Source organism: Streptomyces sp. A0592, from assembly GCF_004795115.1.
Taxonomy (GTDB): Bacteria; Actinomycetota; Actinomycetes; order Streptomycetales; family Streptomycetaceae; genus Streptomyces; species Streptomyces erythrochromogenes.
In genome coordinates, this window is sequence record NZ_SSBM01000008.1 from 81464 (window position 1) to 97497 (window position 16034).

13 protein-coding genes are annotated in these 16034 nt (G+C 72.0%); 5 read left to right on the forward strand and 8 right to left on the reverse strand.

The window, feature by feature from the left end; all coding sequences use genetic code 11:
• Nucleotides 1-109: 109 nt before the first annotated feature.
• Complete coding sequence (locus E6U81_RS14380; protein WP_136230482.1) at nucleotides 110-1771, forward strand: alkaline phosphatase D family protein; 1662 nt, start codon at nucleotides 110-112, stop codon at nucleotides 1769-1771.
• Between the two features lie 241 nt (nucleotides 1772-2012).
• Nucleotides 2013-2960 (forward strand): zinc metalloprotease, encoded by a 948-nt coding sequence (locus E6U81_RS14385; protein ID WP_136230611.1) that lies wholly within the window; start codon nucleotides 2013-2015, stop codon nucleotides 2958-2960.
• A gap of 72 nt (nucleotides 2961-3032) precedes the next feature.
• Here E6U81_RS14385 and E6U81_RS14390 read toward each other — a convergent pair whose 3' ends face one another.
• Entirely contained in the window at nucleotides 3033-3602 is a 570-nt protein-coding gene (locus E6U81_RS14390) for a dienelactone hydrolase family protein (protein ID WP_136230483.1), read from the reverse strand.
• A gap of 63 nt (nucleotides 3603-3665) precedes the next feature.
• On the opposite strand from E6U81_RS14390, the gene E6U81_RS14395 reads away from it, so the two are divergent.
• Nucleotides 3666-4721 (forward strand): mechanosensitive ion channel domain-containing protein, encoded by a 1056-nt coding sequence (locus E6U81_RS14395; protein ID WP_136230484.1) that lies wholly within the window; start codon nucleotides 3666-3668, stop codon nucleotides 4719-4721.
• Here the strand turns inward: E6U81_RS14395 and E6U81_RS14400 are convergent.
• The gene (locus E6U81_RS14400; RefSeq protein ID WP_136230485.1) at nucleotides 4718-5305 is read right to left on the reverse strand and encodes a TetR/AcrR family transcriptional regulator; all 588 of its coding nucleotides are present in this window, start codon (nucleotides 5303-5305) and stop codon (nucleotides 4718-4720) included. The two genes, E6U81_RS14395 and E6U81_RS14400, sit on opposite strands and share 4 nt — an antisense overlap.
• 65 nt (nucleotides 5306-5370) lie before the next feature.
• On the opposite strand from E6U81_RS14400, the gene E6U81_RS14405 reads away from it, so the two are divergent.
• On the forward strand, nucleotides 5371-5877 hold the full coding sequence (locus E6U81_RS14405) for an SRPBCC family protein (RefSeq protein WP_136230486.1): 507 nt from the start codon (nucleotides 5371-5373) through the stop codon (nucleotides 5875-5877).
• Here the strand turns inward: E6U81_RS14405 and E6U81_RS14410 are convergent.
• The 4 genes from E6U81_RS14410 to E6U81_RS14425 form a co-directional block, all read right to left on the reverse strand.
• Nucleotides 5874-7466, reverse strand: a complete 1593-nt coding sequence (locus E6U81_RS14410) for a Na+/H+ antiporter (RefSeq protein ID WP_136230487.1) — start codon at nucleotides 7464-7466, stop codon at nucleotides 5874-5876. The two genes, E6U81_RS14405 and E6U81_RS14410, sit on opposite strands and share 4 nt — an antisense overlap.
• 112 nt (nucleotides 7467-7578) lie before the next feature.
• The gene (locus E6U81_RS14415) at nucleotides 7579-8520 is read right to left on the reverse strand and encodes an RluA family pseudouridine synthase (RefSeq protein WP_136230488.1); all 942 of its coding nucleotides are present in this window, start codon (nucleotides 8518-8520) and stop codon (nucleotides 7579-7581) included.
• 53 nt (nucleotides 8521-8573) lie between these two features.
• Complete coding sequence (lspA, locus tag E6U81_RS14420; RefSeq protein ID WP_030965020.1) at nucleotides 8574-9134, reverse strand: signal peptidase II; 561 nt, start codon at nucleotides 9132-9134, stop codon at nucleotides 8574-8576.
• A 156-nt stretch (nucleotides 9135-9290) separates the two neighbouring features.
• On the reverse strand, nucleotides 9291-10061 hold the full coding sequence (locus E6U81_RS14425) for a TraR/DksA C4-type zinc finger protein (protein WP_136230489.1): 771 nt from the start codon (nucleotides 10059-10061) through the stop codon (nucleotides 9291-9293).
• Nucleotides 10062-10661: 600 nt separating this feature from the next.
• Between E6U81_RS14425 and ileS the strand changes: the two genes are divergently transcribed.
• Entirely contained in the window at nucleotides 10662-13814 is a 3153-nt protein-coding gene (gene ileS, locus E6U81_RS14430; protein ID WP_136230490.1) for an isoleucine--tRNA ligase, read from the forward strand.
• A gap of 578 nt (nucleotides 13815-14392) precedes the next feature.
• On the opposite strand, the gene E6U81_RS14435 is transcribed toward ileS, so the two are convergent.
• On the reverse strand, nucleotides 14393-15604 hold the full coding sequence (locus E6U81_RS14435) for a DivIVA domain-containing protein (RefSeq protein WP_136230491.1): 1212 nt from the start codon (nucleotides 15602-15604) through the stop codon (nucleotides 14393-14395).
• An 82-nt stretch (nucleotides 15605-15686) separates the two neighbouring features.
• Nucleotides 15687-15983: a YggT family protein gene (locus tag E6U81_RS14440; RefSeq protein ID WP_030664053.1), complete on the reverse strand. Its 297-nt coding sequence runs from the start codon at nucleotides 15981-15983 to the stop codon at nucleotides 15687-15689.
• Nucleotides 15984-16034 lie beyond the last annotated feature (51 nt).

A 16034-nucleotide genomic window follows, 5' to 3' on the forward strand; every position in this document is an offset into this window, starting at 1 on the left:
GTCTTCCGGACCGGCCGCACCGACGAGCGGGCGAACTCCCAGAGTTCGCCCGCTCGTTGCATTCCGACGTCTGTTCCCAGGGGTGTACCCGTCGGTAATATGACCATCCGTGACCAGTCATCTCACCCCTCACCCGGCCGCGGCAACACCCCGCCGCCGTACCGTCGTTCTCGCCGCGGCGGCCACGGCCACGCTGGCCCCCCTCGCCACGCTGGGCGCCGGAACCGCCCATGCGGCGGGCGCCGCGCCCGCCTTCCTGCACGGCGTCGCCTCCGGCGACCCCCTGCCCGACGGCGTCCTGCTGTGGACGCGCGTCACCCCGACCCCCGAGGCCGTCCCCGGCTCCGGGCTCGGCGCCGCCGTCCAGGTGGGCTGGGAGGTGGCCTCCGACCGGGCCTTCTCCCGCGTCGTGGCCGGGGGAACCGTCACGGCGGGCGCCGCCACCGACCACACGGTCAAGGTGGACGTTCGGGGGCTCCAGCCGCAGACGCCGTACTGGTACCGGTTCACCGCGGGCTCGGCCGTCTCCCCCGTGGGGCGCACGCTGACCACCCCCGGCCACGACGTGACGACCCCGGGGGTCCGCTTCGGCGTGGTCTCGTGCGCCAACTGGGAGTCCGGCTGGTTCTCGGCCTACCGCCACCTGGCCGCCCGCACGGACCTGCACGCGGTCCTGCACCTGGGCGACTACATCTACGAGTACGCCTCCGGGGGCTACCCGGAGGCCAAGTACACCGTGCGCCGGCACGAGCCGCAGCACGAGATCGTCTCGCTGGCCGATTACCGCGCCCGGCACGGCAAGTACAAGACGGACGCGGACCTCCAGGCCCTGCACCACGCGCACCCGGTCATCGCCATCTGGGACGACCACGAGTTCGCGAACGACATGTGGGCCGGCGGCGCCGAGAACCACACCCCGGGGGCCGAGGGCGACTGGGCCGCCCGCGCGGAGGCCGCCAAGCAGGCGTACTTCGAGTGGATGCCGGTACGGACCTCCACCGCGGGCACCGTCTACCGCAGGCTGCGCTTCGGCACCCTCGCCGACCTCCACCTGCTGGACCTGCGCTCCTTCCGCTCGCAGCAGGCCAAGGTGGGCAGCGGTGCGGTGGACGACCCCGAGCGCACCCTCACCGGGCGCGCCCAGCTGGACTGGCTCAAGTCGGGCCTGGCCGGATCGAACGCGACCTGGAAGCTGGTCGGCACCTCGGTGATGATCTCGCCGGTGGCCTTCGGCTCGCTTCCCGCGCACCTGCTGGGGCCGCTCGCCAAGCTGCTCGGCCTGCCCGAGGGCGGTATCGCGATCAACGTGGACCAGTGGGACGGGTACACGGACGACCGCAAGGAACTGCTGGGCCATCTGAAGGACCGCAACGTCAAGAACACCGTGTTCCTGACCGGCGACATCCACATGGCCTGGGCGAACGAGGTCCCGGTGAACATGGCCACCTACCCGGGCTCGGGCACGGCCGCGACCGAGTTCGTCGTCACGTCGGTGACCTCCGACAACCTCGACGACATCCTGCACGTCCTGCCCGACACGGTCTCGCTGGCGGCGGAAACCGCCATCAAGGCCGCCAACTGGCACGTGAAGTGGCTCGACATGGACGCGCACGGCTACGGCGTGCTGGACGTGACACCGGAGCGCTCGCAGATGGACTACTACGTCATATCCGACAAGCGCCGGCCCGACGCGACCTCCGCATGGTCCCGCTCCTACCGGACCCTGAACGGGACACAGAAGGTGGAGCGGTCCTACCAGCCCGTTCGCTGATCGCCTGATTGACCGTCAATTCTTCTGCCACAAGGGGCGCCTGGTACATACCAGGCGCCCCTTGTGCGTTCTCGGCAACAAATCTTTTACGTAAGGCTCTTGACCTGAATATGTCATGCACACATAAGCTTCGCGCCAGCTGAAGAAGATCCTTCAGGCCACCACCCCCCACCACCCCCACTCGCGAGGAGCACACGTGCGCGCGCCTGCCCGCATATCCCCCCTTCTCCGCCGCCGCCTGATGAGCACGGCGGTCCTGGCCGGAACCCTGGCCTTCACCCCGCTTGCCGCCCCCACCACGCTCGCGGCCGCCAAGACCCCCGCCGAGGCGTGCGCCGACGAGGCCGCCGCCCCCGCCAACGCCCGCGTGACCCGTGCCCACGACGAGCACGCGGACGAGCCGAACGAGCTCACCGACGCGCAGGCCAAGGCCATGGACGCCGACCTCAAGTCGAAGCTGGACAAGGCCCTCAAGAACCAGCCGCAGCGCAGCCTCGCCGCGGCCGAGGCCGTCGTGAACATCCCCGTGTACTTCCACGTCATCCACTCGGGCACCACCGGCAAGCTCACGTCCACGGACGTCGGCAAGCAGCTCGCGGTCCTCAACGCGGCCTACGGCGGCCAGGGCACCGGCAACGTCAACACGAACTTCCAGTTCACCCTGGCGTCGACCGACTACACGGACAACGCCTCCTGGTACAACCTGGCCTCCGGCTCCCAGGCCGAGAAGGACATGAAGAACACCCTGCGCAAGGGCGGCCCGGGCGCACTCAACTTCTACACCGCCAAGCTCTCCGGCGGCCTGCTGGGCTGGGCGACCTTCCCGACCTCCTACGCCTCCAGCCCGAAGATGGACGGCGTGGTCGTGCTCGACAGCTCGCTGCCCGGCGGCTCCTCCGCCAACTACAACGAGGGCGACACCGCCACCCACGAGGTCGGCCACTGGCTCGGGCTGTACCACACCTTCCAGGGCGGCTGTAACGGCAACGGCGACTACGTCTCCGACACCCCGGCCGAGAAGAGCGCCGCGTACGAGTGCCCGACCGGGCGCGACAGCTGCGCCAGCAAGCCCGGCGCGGACCCGATCCGCAACTTCATGGACTACACGTACGACTCCTGCATGTACCAGTTCACCGCGGGCCAGGTGGCCCGCATGAGCAGCAGCTGGACCGCCTACCGGGCGGGCTGACCCCGGCGACGAGGAGGGCCCGGCCCGGCATCCGCCGGGCCGGGCCCTTCCGCTTGCACATGTCCCGCGCCGCTACAGGCTGTCGAGGAAGCCGATCGCGGCCGTCCAGGCCTGCTCCGCGGCCTCGGCGTCGTAGTCGTCGAGGTCCGGATCGGTGAACAGGTGCCCGGCGCCGGGGTAGCTGTGCACCTCGACGTCCGCCCCGGCCCGCTGCATCCGCAGGTACCAGGCCGTCAGCCAGTCGTGCGGTTCGAAGGGGTCCGGGTCGGCGATGTGCAGCTGCACCGGGAGCCCGTCCACCGACGCGCCGTCCTCCAGGTCCGCCGTCCCGTGCAGGAGGAGCAGCCCGCGCGCCTTCGCGTCGGCCAGCGCCAAGTGCTGGGCGAGCGAACCGCCGAAGGAGAAGCCCGCGTAGACCAGGCCCCCGTCGGAGTGCGGGGCCGCGGCCAGCACCGCCCGCTTCAGCAGCTCGTCACGGCCGATCTCGTCCTGGTGGGCCATGCCCTCCTCGACGGTCTCGAAGGTGCGCCCCTCGAAGAGGTCCGGCACCTGGACCTGGTGACCGGCCGCGCGCAGCCGGTCGGCCGCCGCCTGCACCGCGGGCCGCAGCCCGTACGTCGAGTGGAAAAGCATGATGTTCATGCCTCCATCGTGCCAGCCGTCGCCGACCCCGGTGCGCCGCGGCTTCCCGCTACGTTCATCCCCATGGAGACGGAGAACTTCCTGCGCCCCGTGACGGTCATCGGCGGCGCGCTGGTCGCCACCCTGATCGCGGGCTGGCTGCTCGACCTGCTGCTGCGCCGGGCCGACGCCCGGCACCCCGAGACCCCGCTGTGGGAACTGCTGCGCCGCTGCCGGCTCCCCTTCCAGGTGGTGCTGTGCACGTCCCTCCTGCGGGGCTCCTACCGCCGGGCGGGAATCCTGCCCGACCATCCCGTCGGCGTCGGCCGCTTCCTCACCCTGGTCCTCATCGCCTCGGCGGCCTGGCTGGCGGTGCGCATCGCGACGGCCGCCGTCGACTCCACCTACGCGCGCTACGCCGCGGCGACCGCGGACGAGGCCCGGGTCCGCCGGGTGCGCACCCAGGTCACGCTGATCCAGCGGGTGGTCACGGCGGTGGTGGTCGTGGTCGCCGTCGCGGCGATGCTGCTGACCTTCCCCCCGATGCGCGCGGTCGGCGCCTCGATGCTGGCCTCCGCGGGCGTCCTCGGCATCGTGGCGGGCATCGCCGCCCAGTCCTCGCTGAGCAACCTCTTCGCCGGGCTCCAGATCGCCTTCGGCGACACCGTCCGCATCGGCGACACGGTGGTCGTCGACAAGGAGTGGGGCCGGGTCGAGGAGATCACCCTGACCTTCCTGACCGTCCGTACCTGGGACGAACGCCGCATCACGATGCCTGTGTCGTATTTCACGAGCAAGCCGTACGAGAACTGGTCGCGCGGCGGCGCGCAGATGACCGGAACGGTCTTCTGGCACCTGGACCACAGCGCACCCATGGACCTGATGCGGGAGCGGTTCGGGCAGATCCTCGCGGAACTGCCCGAATGGGACGGCCGCGGCGGCGGCCTGGCCGTGACGGACACCACACCGCACACCGTCCAGGTCCGCGGCGTGGTCACGGCCAAGGACGCCGACGACCTCTGGACCCTGCGCTGCGCGGTCCGTGAACGGCTGATCACCTGGCTGGCGGCCCACCACCCCTACGCCCTCCCCCGCATCGCGACGTCCCCCGCACCCCCCGCCCCGGAGGAGACGGCCTAAGGGCCGGCGAGCAGCGCGGCCGCACACTCCTCGGCGAGGTCCTCGGCGTGCGGGGGCAGCGCCCCGCCGGCGCGCAGGTGCCGGCGGACGACCGAGAGCGGCAGGTCGATCAGGGCGAGGGCGACCCGCTCCCGGCCGCGGTCGCCCTCGGCCCCGAGAGCCGCGGCGAGGTCGCCGAGGGCGGCGTACACGCGCTCGTTGCCGGAGTCGGCGCGCCGGGTGTGCTCCTCGGACCAGTCGGCGCGACCGAACTCCGCAGCGCCGTAGAGGAGCAGGGCGGCCTCCTCGGGCTGGGCACGGCTCCATGCGACGACGTGGCGGGCGGCCGCGCAGGCGCCCCGGAGTACGTCGGCGTCGCCGCCGAGGGCGGCGAAGTAGCCCTCCTGGAACCGCTCCACCGTGCGCAGCCACACCTCGGCGAGCAGCGCCGCCCGCCCGGCGAACCGGTGGTACATCGAACCGCTGGGTGCGCCGATCGCCTGGGCGACGGCGGACATGGTCACGCCGGCCGGGCCGGCCGAGGCGGCCAGCCGCACGGCGGCGTCGAGGATCTGCTCGGTGTCGAAGCGGGGTGGTCTCGCCATGAATCAGAGAGTACCCTCCAGATTATTAGAGACCCATCTCTAATAACGCGAAATGGGGAGGACCGATGGGCGTCTTCAACGTGCACGAACGCCTGCTGACGGCCGGGCCGGACCGGGTCGGCGCACTCATCGACACGCTGTCCGGCGGGGAGGACGACCGGCTGTGGCCGCACCAGCTGTGGGAGGAGATGGAGCTCGACCGCCCCCTGGCCGTCGGGGCGGCGGGCGGCCACGGCCCGGTCCGCTACACGGTGGCCGCGTACGTGCCGGGCACCTGGGTGCGCTTCGCCTTCACCGGGCCCCGCGGGTTCCACGGCTTCCACGAGTTCACCGTGCTGCCGGTGGACGCGGAGCGGACCGTGCTGCGGCACACGCTCGCGATGAACGTCAGCGGTGTCAGCCGCCTCACCTGGCCGCTGGCCTACCGCGCGGGGCACGATGCCGTGCTGGAGGACAGCCTGGACCGCGCCGAACTGGCCTGCACGGGCACGGTCGCCCGCCCGGCGCGATGGTCCCCTTACGTCCGCTTCCTCCGCGGCCTGGAACGCCTGGTCACCCGGCCGGCGGCTTAGGGCGCGCGCAGGCTGCGGACGTCGAGGTGGCGCAGCACCCGGTCGACGACCTCCGGGTCGGAGCCGGGCTCGCTGCGGGCGGCCAGGACCTCGTGGCGGGCGGCCGACATCATCTCCCGCTGGATCCGCTGGACGTCGTGGAGGCGCTGCACGCGCTGCGCGTACGCCTCGCGCCGTTCCTCGTCCACCATGTCCGGGCTGATCCTGGCCCCGACGTCGTACGCGCGCCGGGTCAGCTGCTCGATCAGGTCTTCCGGCAGCTCCTCGACCTCCTCGATCTCCTTCAGCCGCCGCTTCGCGGCCCTGGCGGCGCGGATCGCCAGCTGCCGCTCGGCGTCGCGCCGCGCGTCGGTGTCCTCCTCCACGCCGAGGCGCCGCACCAGCCACGGCAGGGTGAGCCCCTGGCACACCAGGGTCACCATGATCACCGCGAAGGCGATGAAGATGATCTCGTCGCGCGCCGGGAAGGGTTCGCCGGAGGCAGTCTCCAGGGGAATGGCCAGGGCCAGGGCGACCGAGGCCACCCCGCGCATCCCCGCCCACCACATCACCACGCTCTCCCGCCAGCTCAGCGGGATCTCCTCGTCGTAGTCGCGCCGCTGGTGCAGCTTCTTCGCGAGCCAGCCCGCCGGCAGCAGCCAGGCCAGCCGTACGCCGACGACCACCGCGACGACGACCGCCGCCCAGCCGGCCATCTCCCACGCGCGCTCCTGCGCCGTCCCGAAGACGTTGTGCAGCTCCAGCCCGATCAGCCCGAAGGCCACGCCGGTGACGAGCGTGTCCACGACCTCCCAGAAGGTGTGCCCGGCCAGCCGCCCCAGCACGTCGTCGGCGTCGGAGGCGTACTCGGCGAGGAACAGGGCCGTCGTCAGCACGGCCAGCACCCCGGACCCGTGGAGCTCCTCGGCGACCGTGTACGAGACGAAGGGCACGAGCAGGGTCAGCCCGATCTGGAGGGTGGCGTCGCCGAGCCGGCCCATCAGCCGGTTGGTGGTCCAGCCGAGGGCGAGCCCGACCGCCACGGCGACGACGGCGGACAGCACGAACTCCCCGAGCGCGTCGGGCCAGGAGAAGCTGCCGCTGACGGCCGCGGCGATCGCCACGTGGTAGAGCACGATCGCGGTCACGTCGTTGAAGAGCCCCTCGCCCTCCAGGATCGAGACCATGCGGCGGGGCAGCCCGAGCGATCCGGCGACGGCCGTGGCGGCGACCGGGTCGGGCGGCGCGACGAGCGCGCCGAGCGCGACGGCGGCGGCGATCGGCAGCGCGGGAACCACGGAGTGGGCGACGGCGGCCACGGCGGCGGTCGTGACGAACACCAGGGCCACGGCCAGCAGCAGGATGGGCCGTACGTTGGCGGCGAACTGGCGCCACGAGGTCCGCTGCACGGAGGCGTACAGCAGCGGTGGCAGCACCAGCGGCAGGATGAACTCGGGCCGCACCTCGACCTCCGGCACGGCCGGCACCAGCGCGAGGACGACCCCGCCGAGGGTCATCAGAACGGGCGCGGGCAGCCCCAGCCGGTCCCCGAGGGGCACCATGACCACGGCCCCGAGCAGGAGCACGAACAGCAGAGCAAGCTGATCCACTCCCCCACCCTGCCAGTCCGCCGCGCCGGGCCGCGGCGGTCAGACCCGCGGCCGCGGCCGCGTGTCGGGCTCGCGTACGGGGACCGGGGCCGCGGGCCGCGGGCCCCGACTGCTACTCGCTCTCGGCGCGGATCACGTCGAGGGCGTGCTGCAGGTCGGCCGGGTAGGTGCTCTCGAACTCCACCCACTGCCCGTCCGCGGGGTGCTCGAAGCCCAGCCGGACCGCGTGCAGCCACTGGCGGGTGAGCCCGAGCCGCTTCGCGACGGTCGGGTCGGCGCCGTAGGTCAGGTCGCCGACGCACGGGTGGCGGTGGGCGGACATGTGCACGCGGATCTGGTGCGTACGGCCCGTCTCCAGCTTGATGTCCAGCAGCGAGGCGGCGCGGAAGGCCTCGATCAGGTCGTAGTGGGTGACGGAGGCCTTGCCGTCCTGGATCACCGCCCACTTGTAGTCCGCGCTCGGGTGGCGGCCGATCGGCGCATCGATGGTGCCGCTCATCGGGTCCGGGTGGCCCTGCACCAGCGCGTGGTAGCGCTTGTCCACGACCCGCTCGCGGAACTGGTTCTTCAGCGAGGTGTACGCGCGCTCGGACTTGGCGACGGCCATCAGGCCGGACGTGCCGACGTCGAGGCGGTGCACGATGCCCTGGCGCTCGGAGGCGCCGGAGGTGGAGATGCGGTAGCCCGCGGCGGCGAGGCCACCGATGACCGTGGTGCCGGTCCAGCCGGGGCTCGGGTGGGCGGCGACGCCCACCGGCTTCATGATGACGACGATGTCGTCGTCGTCGTGGACGATCTCCATGCCCGGCACCGGCTCGGCCACGACCTCGACCGGCCGCGGGGGCGCGGGCATCTCGACCTCGAGCCAGGCGCCGCCGTGCACGCGCTCGGACTTCCCGACAACGCTGCCGTCGACCGACACCTTCCCCTCGGCCGCCAGCTCGGCCGCCTTGGTCCGGGAAAAACCGAACATGCGGGCGATGGCGGCGTCGACGCGCTCGCCTTCGAGGCCATCGGGAACGGGCAGGGTGCGGATCTCGGGAATCGTACTCACCCGTCGAGTATGCAGGACGGGGCGGACGGGCCGTCCCGCGATCAGCGCTTCGATCAGTCCTTGTGGACGGTGCCGTCCGGGTCCAGGCCCTTGAACGACAGCAGCACGATGAGGATGCCGCCGCACACGATCGCCGAGTCGGCGATGTTGAAGACGGCGAAGTGGGCCGGTGCGATGAAGTCGACGACCGCCCCGCGAAACACGCCGGGCGAACGGAAGATCCGGTCGGTCAGGTTGCCCAGCGCACCGCCCAGCAGCAGGCCCAGGGCGATGGCCCACGGCAGGCTGTAGAGCTTGCGGGCCAGCCGCACGATCACCACGATCACGGCCGCGGCGATGCCGGTGAAGATGATGGTGAAGGCCTCGCCGAACCCGAAGGCGGCCCCCGGGTTGCGGACCGCCTCGAACTTCAGCAGGTCACCGATGATCTCGATCGGCGGCTGGTGCTCCAGCTTCGCCACGACCAGCATCTTGGTGCCGAGGTCCAGCAGGTAGGCGAGCACCGCCACGACGAGCAGAGCCGCGATCCGCCGACGCCCCTTGGGCGCGGCCGACTCCGGCTGGGCGTCGTCCCCGACCTCCGGCGTACCGATGATGCGCTCCGCCTCTGCCACGTGAGTCCCTCGAACTAGCCGACCCAGGCTTCTCCTGGACCCTGACCAGACGAGGGTACGTCAGGGCCCCCGCACACCGCCTGCCCCGCCTCCCGCCTTTCCCGTCACCCGCCGCCGCACCGCCCGGTACCGCCGCCCGGCGGCCGCCGGTACCGCCTAGTGCCGCCGCTCCTGCTTCTGCTTGCAGTCCACGCACAGGGTGGCCCGCGGGAAGGCCTGCATCCTGGCCTTGCCGATGGGCCGGCCGCAGTTCTCGCAGAGCCCGTACGTGCCGGCCTCCAGCCGTTCCAGTGCCCGCTCGGTCTGCTCCAGCATCGAGCTGGCGTTGGCCGCGAGCGCGAGCTCCGACTCCCGCGTGATGTTCTTGGTTCCCGTGTCGGCCTGGTCGTCGCCGGCTCCGTCGCCCGAGTCCCGCATCAGGCCGGAGATGGCCACCTCGGAGGCGTCGAGTTCGGCGCGCAGCCGCAGCACCTCCGACACCAGCTCCGCGCGGGCGTCCTCGACCTCCTGGGTCGTCCAGGGGTCCTCCCCGGGCCGTACCGCGAGCTCACCGGGGGCGGCGGCCGCCGCCGTGACCCGGGTCTTGGGAAGCCCGCTCGTGGCGGCCGCGGCCGTCTTCCGCGCCGCGCCGGTGCTCTTCTTGGCAACCACGTTCCGGACTCCAGTCTTCTTCGCGGCATGCGCCGCCCCCTCGGCCGCGGCCTTCTTGGCCGTGGCCGTCCGCTTCTCGACGGCGGTCGTCTTCTTGACTGCGGCCGTCTTCTTCCCGGCCGCGGTCGCCTTCTCGGCCGGAGCCTTCTCGGCCGCGGCCGACTTCTTCGCCGATGCCTTCTTCGCCGGAGCCTTCTCGGCGGCCGTCCTACGGGCCGCCGTCGCCTTCTCGGCGGGAGCCGGGTCCCCGGAGACCGCTGTCTTCTTCGCCACCATGGCCGCGGCCCCTTCACATACTGTGATATTGCTCGCGAATCGTGCCGGAACGATAAATCGGCTCCGCCCCCGCGGCAACGGGGCACGCATCCGTCGAGGTCAACCTGCATCCGTTGTGCCCATCCGGAGGCCCGGTAATCCGCCCCTCCTGCCCCACCCGATGCCGCGTCGGCCCCGATGGCCCGTTCGGGTCACTCCCGGCCCCGCCCCGGTCCCGTGCCGGGTCCCCCGGCCGCACCCCCGCCACGCCGTGGCCGCGGGCCCCGCAGGGGCCCCCGTAAACCGGTCTGCCGAGCACCCCCCGCACCCGTACACTGGCCCCAGCGAAAGGCATGGACGGGGACGAGTAGCGTCGGACGCAGCCAGGAGCGACCCGGGGACGGTGAGAGCCCGGGGGCGAGCGCGACGTGAAGGATCACCCCTGAGCCGCCGGAAGAAAGCCGCGGGTCCCCCGCAGGGCGAGTAGAACCGGCTTCGCACCCCAATGAGGGGGCCACCGGATCCGTCCGGCGGCCAAGGAGGGTGGTACCGCGGGAGCAGCAGTCGGCTCTCGTCCCTCCGGACGGAAGTGACACCCCGCCGGAGGAAGAGTTCAGCCTCATGACCACACCGCCGCAGTACCGCCCGGTACCCGCCCAGGTCGACCTGCCTGCCCTTGAGCACGCCGTCCTCGACTTCTGGCGCGAGAGCAAGACCTTCGCCAAGACCCTGGAGCAGTCCGAGGACCGCCCCGAGTGGGTCTTCTACGAGGGCCCGCCCACCGCGAACGGCATGCCCGGCGCGCACCACATCGAGGCCCGCGTCTTCAAGGACGTCTTCCCCCGCTTCCGCACCATGCGCGGCTACCACGTGGCCCGCAAGGCCGGCTGGGACTGCCACGGCCTGCCCGTCGAGCTCGCCGTCGAGAAGGAGCTGGGCTTCAACGGCAAGCAGGACATCGAGGCGTACGGCATCGCCGAGTTCAACGCCAAGTGCCGCGAGTCCGTGACCCGCCACACCGACGCGTTCGCCGAGCTCACGACCCGCATGGGCTACTGGGTCGACCTGGACGACGCCTACCGGACCATGGACCCCGAGTACGTCGAGTCCGTGTGGTGGTCGCTGAAGGAGATCTTCAACAAGGGTCTGCTCACCCAGGACCACCGGGTCGCCCCCTGGTGCCCCCGCTGCGGCACCGGCCTGTCCGACCACGAGCTGGCCCAGGGCTATGAGACGGTCGTGGACCCCTCCGTCTACGTCCGCTTCCCGCTGACCTCCGGCCCGCTCGCGGGCGAGGCGGCGCTGCTGGTCTGGACGACCACCCCGTGGACCCTGGTGTCCAACACGGCGGTCGCCGCGCACCCCGAGGTCACCTACGTCGTCGCCACCAATGGCGAGGAGAAGCTGGTCGTCGCCCAGCCGCTGCTGGAGAAGTCCCTCGGCGAGGGCTGGGAGGCCACCGGCGAGACCTTCACGGGCAAGGAGATGGAGCGCTGGACGTACGAGCGCCCCTTCGAGCTGGTCGAGTTCCCCGAGCCCGCCCACTACGTCGTGAACGCCGAGTACGTCACGACCGAGGACGGCACGGGTCTGGTCCACCAGTCCCCCGCCTTCGGCGCCGACGACCTCGCGGTCTGCCGCTCGTACGGCCTGCCCGTCGTGAACCCGGTGCGCCCCGACGGCACCTTCGAAGAGGAGGTCCCCCTGGTGGGCGGCGTCTTCTTCAAGAAGGCCGACGAGAAGCTGACCGCCGACCTCGACGCGCGCGGCCGGCTCTTCAAGCACATCGCCTACGAGCACAGCTACCCGCACTGCTGGCGCTGCCACACGGCCCTGCTCTACTACGCGCAGCCGTCCTGGTACATCCGCACCACCGCCGTCAAGGATGCGATGCTGCGGGAGAACGAGAAGACCAACTGGTTCCCGGACTCCGTCAAGCAGGGCCGCTTCGGCGACTGGCTGAACAACAACATCGACTGGGCGCTCTCCCGCAACCGCTACTGGGGCACCCCCCTGCCGATCTGGCGCTGCGAGGAGAACCACCTCACGTGCGTCGGCTCGCGCGCCGAGCTCTCCGAGCTGTCCGGCCAGGACCACTCCGCCCTGGACCCGCACCGCCCGTACATCGACGACGTCACCTTCACCTGCACGCACGAGGGCTGCTCCCTCGAAGCGGTCCGCGTGCCCGAGGTCATCGACGCCTGGTACGACTCGGGCTCGATGCCGTTCGCGCAGTGGGGCTACCCGTACAAGAACAAGGAGATCTTCGAGAAGCGCTACCCGGCGCAGTTCATCTCGGAGGCCATCGACCAGACGCGCGGCTGGTTCTACACGCTGATGGCGGTCGGCACCCTCGTCTTCGACAAGTCCTCGTACGAGAACGTGGTCTGCCTCGGCCACATCCTCGCCGAGGACGGCCGCAAGATGTCCAAGCACCTGGGCAACATCCTCCAGCCGATCCCGCTCATGGACCAGCACGGCGCGGACGCGGTCCGCTGGTTCATGGCGGCCGGCGGCTCCCCGTGGGCGGCCCGCCGCGTGGGCCACGGCACGATCCAGGAGGTCGTCCGCAAGACCCTCCTCACGTACTGGAACACGGTCGCCTTCCAGGCGCTGTACGCCCGTACGTCGAACTGGGCGCCCTCGGCGGCCGACCCGGCCCCGGCGGACCGCACGGTCCTCGACCGCTGGCTCCTCTCGGAACTCCACGCCCTCGTCTCCGAGGTCACCGGGGCGATGGAGGCCTACGACACCCAGCGGGCCGGCAAGCTCCTCTCCGCCTTCGTGGACGACCTGTCCAACTGGTACGTCCGCCGTTCGCGCCGCCGCTTCTGGCAGGGCGACGCGGCCGCGCTGCGCACCCTGCACGACGTGGTCGAGACGGTCACCCGGCTGCTGGCCCCGCTGACCCCGTTCATCACGGAGCGGGTCTGGCAGGACATGGTGGTCCCGGTCACCCCCGACGCCCCGGAGTCGGTGCACCTGTCGACGTGGCCGACGGCGGACACCTCGGCGATCGACCCGACCCTCTCCCAGCAGATGCAGCTGGTCCGCCGCCTGGTGGAGCTCGGCCGGGCGACCCGCGCGGAGTCGGGCGTGAAGACCCGCCAGCCGCTCTCGCGGGCGCTGGTCGGCGCGGTGGGCTTCGACGCGCTGTCCCCGGAGCTCCAGGCCCAGATCACGGAGGAGCTGAACGTCTCCTCCCTGGCCTCCCTCTCGGAGGTCGGCGGGTCCCTGGTGGACACCACGGCGAAGGCGAACTTCCGCGCGCTGGGCAAGCGCTTCGGCAAGGGCGTCCAGGACGTGGCGAAGGCGGTGGCCGCGGCCGACGCGGCGGCGCTGTCCCTGGCCCTCCGCTCCGGCGAGGCCTCGGTGGAGGTGAACGGCGAGCCGGTCACCCTCACCCCCGAGGAGGTCATCATCACGGAGACCCCGCGCGAGGGCTGGTCGGTGGCGTCCGACTCGGGCGCGACGGTCGCCCTGGACCTGGAGATCACCCCGGAGCTGCGGCTGGCGGGCCTGGCCCGTGATGCGATCCGCCTGATCCAGGAGGCCCGGAAGAACTCCGGCCTCGACGTGGCGGACCGGATCGCGCTGCGGTGGTCCTCCTCGGACCCGGAGGTCGTGACGGCCCTGACGGACCATGCCGGCCTCATCGCGGACGAGGTGCTCGCCACGGACTTCGCGTCCGGCGAGGCCGAAGCCGACGCCGCCTACGGCGACCCCTTCACGGACGAGTCCCTGTCCCTGACGTTCCGCCTCCGCAAGGCGTAGCCCGCACCGCAACGGCCCGCCCCCTCCCCTCCCGGGGGGGGGCGGGCCGTTCGCGTCTGCGGGCCGGTGGCCGCGCCTCAAGCGCCGGCGGGGCTGGGGTGGTGTTCCCGGGCGGGGTCGGAGCCGGGGGTGGGGGTGCGGGGCCGCCGGGGGGGGTATCTCCTCGGCTCGCGCGGTACCCCGGGTCTCGGCCGTGCTCGGCGGTGCGCGCTCGTCCTGCGGGGACACCCCCCCCCACCGTCCCCACACCCCCACCCCGGCACATCCACGACCCGCCCCGGACAGGGCGAGGGCATCAGCGCCCCCCACCAGCGGCACCCGCCCGCCACCCACCCCGGTGCCGTGGGGCGGGGACACTCCGGGGGCTCCCCGCAGGACGAGCGCGCAACCTGGGCCGCCTCGTCGCGACCCACCCGCACGCGCCGAGCCGGGGAGAGCCCCCGGAGGGGCACCGCCCCACCCGAAGCCGAACCCAGCCCCGCCCGGCCAGGGCAGCGGCGGATACGGGAACGGGCCGGGCCCGGTGCCCCCTCAGGGGAACCGGGCCCGGCCCGTGACTGCCGACTGCGCGGCGGCGCTTAGTTGTCGTCCTCGTCGATCAGGAAGCCCCGCATCGGCGACGGCGCCTGCATCGGCTGCGGCGCAGCCGGCCGCACCGGAGCCATCGGCTGGGTCATCGCCGGGGACATCTGCTGCTGGCCGCCGTAGGACGGACCGGCACCCATCGGGGAGGGACCGCCCATGGACGGACCGCCCATGGAGGGGCCGCCCATGGAGTGGCCCATCGCACCGGCCGGAGCCATCGAGGGCGACGGCGACGGGGGCAGCGCGGGACCGGCCGGGTTGCGCGGCGGGGCCAGGGAGTCGTCCGCCTGGGTCTCCAGCTGGCGCAGCTGCGACTCCAGGTAGGACTTCAGACGCGTACGGTACTCACGCTCGAAGCCCCGCAGGTCCTCGACCTTGCGCTCCAGCGTGGCGCGGGCGGACTCCAGGGAGCCCATCGCGACGCGGTGCTTCTCCTGCGCGTCCCGCTCCAGCGCGTCGGCCTTGGCGCGGGCGTCCCGCTCCAGGCCCTCGGCGCGCGACCGGGCCTCGCCGACGATCTTGTTGGCCTCGGAACGGGCCTCCGCGATCGCCTGGTCGGCGGTCTGCTGCGCCAGGGACAGGACGCGGGCGGCGCTGTCGCCGCCGGGGCCCTGCTGCGGGAGCTGCGGCTGCTGCTGCATCTGCTGCATGGGCTGACCCATGGGCTGCATCTGCTGACCCATCGGCTGCATCTGCTGGCCCATGGGCTGCATCTGCTGGCCGAGCGGGTTCTGGCCGCCCATCGACTGCTGCTGCTGCATGGGCTGCTGGCCCATGCCCTGCGGTCCGCCCATGGGGTGCTGCTGCATGGGGCCGCCCATGGGGCCGCCCATCGGGCCGGGGCCCTGCTGGCCCTGGCCGCCGGGGCCCGGCGGGAGCTGCGGCGCGCCGCCCGGCAGCTGGGGCGGGCCCATCTGCGGGTTCTGCTGCTGCGGCGGGCCGGATATGGCCGCGGGCACGGGGGCGCCGGGGCCGCGCTGGTCCTGGGGCTCGGGCTTGCGCATGCCCTGCTGCTGCTGGTTCTGCGCGGCGGCGCGCGTGGCGGCGGCCAGCTTGGCGCGCAGGTCCTCGTTCTCGCGCAGCAGGCGCGTCAGTTCGGACTCGACCTCGTCGAGGAAGGCATCGACCTCGTCCTCGTCATAGCCTTCTCGGAGGCGGACGGTCGTGAACTGCTTGTTCCGCACGTCCTCGGGAGTCAGCGGCATGTCTTCTTCACCTCTACGTAGTCGTCGGCAGTCGGCAAGACCGTATCGGGACCGTCCCCGCGCGTGCGGGGAAGCTCATCGTTCACACGCTTCTCGCAGCGGTGCTCACGAAGCTGATGAGGATGTAAACGATGATCATCAGAACGAAGAAGGACAGGTCGAGTGCCACGCCGCCGAGACGCAACGGCGGAATGAACCGCCGAAGGAGCTTGAGCGGTGGATCGGTGACAGTGTAGGTGGCCTCCAGAACGACCACCATCGCCTTGCCGGGTGTCCATGAACGTGCGAACTGGAACACATAGTCCATGACCAGTCGGAAGATCAGCACGATCAGGAAGCACATCAGCACGACGTAGACCACCTGCAGCGCGATGCCCATCCCGTGCTTCCCTCTCCCCGTTTCCCGATCTGTTCCCGGTCCCGTATCTGA

Bases quoted from the DNA above. Each gene is read 5' to 3' on its own strand.
- E6U81_RS14385 (WP_136230611.1), top strand. From the start codon at position 2,013: ATGAGCACGGCGGTCCTGGCCGGAACCCTGGCCTTCACCCCGCTTGCC.
- E6U81_RS14390 (WP_136230483.1), bottom strand. From the start codon at position 3,602: ATGAACATCATGCTTTTCCACTCGACGTACGGGCTGCGGCCCGCGGTG.
- E6U81_RS14395 (WP_136230484.1), top strand. From the start codon at position 3,666: ATGGAGACGGAGAACTTCCTGCGCCCCGTGACGGTCATCGGCGGCGCG.
- E6U81_RS14400 (WP_136230485.1), bottom strand. From the start codon at position 5,305: ATGGCGAGACCACCCCGCTTCGACACCGAGCAGATCCTCGACGCCGCC.
- E6U81_RS14405 (WP_136230486.1), top strand. From the start codon at position 5,371: ATGGGCGTCTTCAACGTGCACGAACGCCTGCTGACGGCCGGGCCGGAC.
- E6U81_RS14425 (WP_136230489.1), bottom strand. From the start codon at position 10,061: ATGGTGGCGAAGAAGACAGCGGTCTCCGGGGACCCGGCTCCCGCCGAG.
- ileS (WP_136230490.1), top strand. From the start codon at position 10,662: ATGACCACACCGCCGCAGTACCGCCCGGTACCCGCCCAGGTCGACCTG.
- E6U81_RS14435 (WP_136230491.1), bottom strand. From the start codon at position 15,604: ATGCCGCTGACTCCCGAGGACGTGCGGAACAAGCAGTTCACGACCGTC.
- E6U81_RS14440 (WP_030664053.1), bottom strand. From the start codon at position 15,983: ATGGGCATCGCGCTGCAGGTGGTCTACGTCGTGCTGATGTGCTTCCTG.